At 46.8% G+C, this 4,883-nt stretch carries 4 protein-coding genes and 1 pseudogene; 1 reads left to right on the forward strand and 4 read right to left on the reverse strand.

All coding sequences use genetic code 11. The features are described 5' to 3' along the window. Positions 1-346 (reverse strand): annotated as a pseudogene (locus AC075L_RS07990) (sigma-70 family RNA polymerase sigma factor); the annotation flags it as partial. A 218-nt stretch (positions 347-564) separates the two neighbouring features. Between AC075L_RS07990 and AC075L_RS07995 the strand changes: the two are divergent. Then, positions 565-726, forward strand: coding sequence for a hypothetical protein (locus AC075L_RS07995; RefSeq protein ID WP_476387503.1), 162 nt, complete (start codon positions 565-567; stop codon positions 724-726). A gap of 106 nt (positions 727-832) precedes the next feature. Here AC075L_RS07995 and AC075L_RS08000 read toward each other — a convergent pair whose 3' ends face one another. Genes AC075L_RS08000 through AC075L_RS08010 form a run of 3 tightly spaced genes read right to left on the reverse strand, consistent with a single transcriptional unit; the run spans position 833 to position 4,701 of the window. Then, on the reverse strand, positions 833-1,201 hold the full coding sequence (locus AC075L_RS08000) for a metal-dependent transcriptional regulator (RefSeq protein WP_476387504.1): 369 nt from the start codon (positions 1,199-1,201) through the stop codon (positions 833-835). A gap of 11 nt (positions 1,202-1,212) precedes the next feature. Further along, positions 1,213-2,961 (reverse strand): ABC transporter ATP-binding protein, encoded by a 1,749-nt coding sequence (locus AC075L_RS08005; RefSeq protein WP_476387505.1) that lies wholly within the window; start codon positions 2,959-2,961, stop codon positions 1,213-1,215. Further along, a complete protein-coding gene (locus tag AC075L_RS08010) occupies positions 2,962-4,701 on the reverse strand; it encodes an ABC transporter ATP-binding protein (protein WP_476387506.1) in 1,740 nt (579 codons plus the stop codon). Positions 4,702-4,883 lie beyond the last annotated feature (182 nt).

Here is a 4,883-nt window from a genome sequence, read left to right on the forward strand (position 1 = left end):
CTTCTACTTCGGCAATTTCATTTACCGTCATTCCCAGATAGTATCTGGCATAAATCCGCTTTGCCTGTTTCTCCGGCAGCTTCATCACAGCGGCATAGACCTGCTCCTGAAACTGTTTTTCCTCCAGAAGCATCTCCGGTGTTTGCGGCTTCAATAGCACCGCATTTTCAATGCCATTCTCGCAATCCAGAGAATACTGTGCTTTATAACGATACATTTTTCGCTCATATGCAGCCTCCGCACGTTCGGCTGCTCGAATAGTCTCCATTACTTCCTCTGTCACATCTACAAAAAAGTCTGTTGTATAAACATTAGGATAAAGTTCCCGAAGGTTAATTTTCTTCATTATGTACCTCCATTTCGATTCACGGGTGATTGACGAGTGAATCGAATGGAGGCGGAGACCGACACTGGCAGACAACCGGGTCATCTCCGAAAAAATGGCAACAAAAAACGCCAGATTTCCGTGAGGGAAAACTGGCGCGCCAAGAACATCCATTATTATACTGAATTACATGGAACGATAATGCCGATGCAATGTTATACTTGCCCGGAGGAGGAGCAATGCTTTTTTTAACTGATGTAGATCATGTGAGCTTTGAAAAAGCAAACGAGACACGGCAAATTAACCTCCAAGCGGCTACCGTGTCCCTGCAAGTCGTCATTGGTTTGTGTAAACGCAAAGAAACGGCGGCTCTGAAATTGTCCTTCAAAACCGCCGATTGAGTTCAAACCTTAAAATAGCGCACGAAATTATCTGCCCCAACCAACGGTTTTTTTCTTTCCCCGGACGGGGCAGATAACTTATTATCCAGAGCGGAGCCGGTGTGCGCTAATCGGTTCCCCGCATTTTTTCCTTTAACTTCTGAAAGGATGTATCACTGATTACATGTTCTATCCGGCAAGCGTCCTGCTCCGCCGTTTCTCTGTCTACGCCAGCAGCCACAAGCTGCTCCGTAAAGAATTGATGGCGTTCATAGATTTTCGCTGCCACCTCCCGGCCTATATCGGTCAGGTGGAGAAATCCATCCTCGTCCATTGTCAGAAAGCCGCCATCCCGCAGAACGCCCACCGCATGACTGATACTCGGCTTTGAAAAGCCCATGTGCCGGACAAGATCAATGGAGCGGACCATGCCCTGCTTCTTTTGAAGAATCAGCACAGCCTCCAGATAATCCTCCCCGGACGCATGAATCTTCATCGGTTCCTCCTTTATGCAAGGCTCCAGCCGGAAGACTTTTTACGGATATTTACAAAATCCTGATAAATCCCGGCTTTTGCCATAAGCTCGTCATGGGTTCCCTGTTCGCTGATCCGTCCATCGGAGATCACCAAAATCTGATCTGCCTGACGGATGGTATTCAGGCGGTGTGCAATCACAAGCAATGTTTTACCCTTTACCAGTTCATTGATTGCCTCCTGGATATAGCTTTCATTATCGGTATCAACACTTGCAGTCGCTTCATCCAGAATGACAATCGGTGCGTCCTTCAAAATGCAGCGGGCAATAGAGATTCTTTGCTTTTCGCCGCCGGACAGAGTAGAGCCGCCTTCACCGATGACTGTCTGGAATCCATCTGGCAGCGCCATGATAAAATCATAGCAGCGGGCTTTTTTTGCAGCCTCATAGACTTCTTCCTCGGTAGCGTCCGGTTTACCCATGCTGATATTGTTATAAATGGTATCCTGGAACAAGTACACACTCTGGAAAACCATGCTGATCTGTTCCATCAGTTCGGCGAGAGGCACATCCCGAATATCTGTACCACGGATTGTCACTTTTCCGGATTTCACATCCCACAGCCGCGCCAGAAGGTTCGCAATCGTGGATTTGCCACCGCCAGACGGTCCCACAAGTGCGGTCATGGTATTCTTCTGCATAGAGAAGCTGATGTTGTGCAGGACTTCCTTGTCCTGATAGGCGAAGCCCACATCGCTAAATTGTACTTCTGGCTGATCCGGCTGTGCCTGTGACAGAATATGTTGATTTCCGTTATCGGGAAGTTCGGGCTCGTCCAAAACAGCTTCAATGCGGTCTAATGCGGCATTCATCACGGTCAGTCGGGTTGCTTCTCCATAAAGAGCTTTCAGAGGTCCAAAGAGATCAAAGACAAACAGCAGCACGCCCATAAGATAAGCCAGGGAGAGTACGCCTTCCTGATGTAAAAAAACGGATAAACCGAAGATAGCGGCAATACCCACGCCATAGAGAATGTTTAAGCCAGTGGTCCACGGTGTCATTTTCTGCTCAAACTTCGTATTGACATCCCTTGATTTTTTGAAGTTTTCCGTTAATTCGTCAGATTTTTCACCGAGCAGATTGTAACTTTTGATAACCCCAATTCCTTCAGCAAAAGACAAGACCGCATCCGTCAAATTCTCGCTTTGGTTTTGACGCCCGACAGCCTCCTTGAAGGAAACCTTATTCATATATTTTGCAACCAGTGATGCCAGCAAGGTAATGATTACCGCAATCAGCTCAAGTCTCCAATCCAGTACGAACATAAAAACAGCTAAAACCAAAGTAGACAGCATATAGCTCATCATGTTGCCAATGGTACTCATAGAAACTTCCTCAATGAATACCATATCCGTACTGAGAACAGAGCTGATTTTGCCAATATTCCCCGATGTAAAGTAACCCATCGGCATTTTTCTTAAATGATTTCCCAACTCCATCCGTTTATCAGCAAAGATCATAAATCCAGCGGCACTTTGCAGACGGTCGCTCAAATAGTGAACCACTGTCTGAACCACTACAACAGCTAATAATCCAAGTCCGACAAACAGACAGGTCTTTCCAGTCAGCGTATTATCAGCAAACCCGGCCAAGACAATAAACGCCATGAAGATCGGCATTTTGGAGAGAATGGACTCGACAAATGCACATAGAAATGCAGCCTGAATACGGCTTTTATACCTCCCGGAGAGGTTCAGGATTCTTGAAATCAATGCAAACATTTATCTTCCCTCCTTTGCAGTAGATACTTTCCACTCGGCGCTGTCCTGAGCCGCTTTCCACAACTTTTGGTATTCTGGGCAAGCTTGAATCAGCTCCTGATGTTTTCCGGTTGCCACCATCTTTCCGTGATCCATAACGCATATTTGATCTGCGTTCATTATAGCGGGAAGTTTGTGAGCGATAACTACCAAGGTTTTTCCCTTCACCAGCTCCGCAATAGCAGCCTCCATTTTTTCCTCATTTTCTGGATCAGCATAGGCCGTGGCCTCGTCAAGCACTACAATCGGGGCATCCTTCAATATTGCCCGCGCCAGGGAAATTCGCTGGCGCTGCCCCCCGGAAAGCATTTTCCCCGCATCGCCCGCCATGGAGTGAATACCTTGCGGCAGCTTTTCCAGAAACTCCATACACTGGGCTTTCTTCGCCGCCTCCATTACTTCCTCATCGGTAGCATCCAAACGTCCAAGACGGATATTTTCCAGCAGGGAGGTGTTAAACAGGTACTGATCCTGAGCCACATATGAAATGCGGCTGTTCAATGCCTCCAGGCTCATATCACAAAGTTTCTGCCCGCCAATGGAAATGCTCCCTTTCTGCGGGTCATAGTAGTGGATCAACAGTTTTGCAAGGGTGCTCTTGCCAGAACCGGATTCACCAACCAGGGCAGTTTTTTGTCCTGCTTTTGCCACAAGGGTAATATCGTGGAGGACTTCGTTTTCCGCTATTATCGGTTTCCCATCTGGGCCAGGCTGTGTCATCTGATACGCAAAGGAAACATGATCGTAAGAAATGTTAAAATCCTGTCCGTGGAAATCATCCTCAGCAGCTTGCAGCGGTGCCGCATTTAACATCTGTTCAAGTGCCGTGATCTTATAATTCAGATTCGGAATCGTCTCCATAAAGCCCAGTGCTTTCAGGAGAGGAATCCCAATGCTGAGGGAAAGGCAGAGGACTAAAATCAAATCAGGTAAAGTGCTTATGCCACAGAGAACAAACCATGCCCCAAGAGGCAAAGTCAGAATAACAGTGCAGGGCAGCAGACTTCCGTATATCGCCATCCAGGGCCAGGCGGCCTTATACCATGCCAAGGTATAATCCCGATAGTCCGTTACATCCTTGCGGAAGTTCTCGTAAGATTCACTCTCCCGGTTGAAAACCTTGACAACCTCTATACCATTGATGTACTCAATGATCGTGTTGTTCATTTTCTGTGCAGACTGATAGTAGGGACCCATGCGCTTCATTCCAACAGAGTACATAATGACCATGGAGAGCAGGCTGATCGGGATAGAGGCCAAAGACATAAGAGCCAGTTTCCAGTCCGCACAAAACATAGCAACATAAATCACCAGCGGGATCAGTAAATTTGCGATACCCTCCGGGACTGAATGAGCAAGGAGCAATTCCAAGCTGTCCACATCATCGACAAACAGCTTTTTGATTGTCCCTGTCCCTTTTTCCTCCACAATGCCAAGGGGAAGTTTCTCAAACTTCTTTTGCAGAGATACCCGCAGCCGGAACAATGTGTTATATGCTGCTTTATGAGAAATTGATAATCCCCATCCATAAAAAAACGCCTGCAAAACGAGACAGATCAAAACCCCTATAACACGCAATAAAACAAATTCTGTTTCAACAGAATCGCCCATAACCAATGGCGAAATGACCTGATAGGCCAGCACAAAAGGCAGGATGCCCATAAGAACGCTGACCAGTACGACAACCGTGGCCACATACATATTTTTCTTATATGGCCCTGCGTACTCAAAGATTTTTTTGGAACATAAGCCCTCCTTATATTGAGCCGTACTGTCTGTGCTTCAAAAACAAGAGGCCGCCAAAGTAAAGCGGCCTCTTATCATTATCTTTCTGTCCAGTCAAGGCGGCCCTGACATTCATAAATTTCTAAAATTCACTGGCG

This window comes from Blautia sp. ZXY-1-B12 (assembly GCF_056339915.1).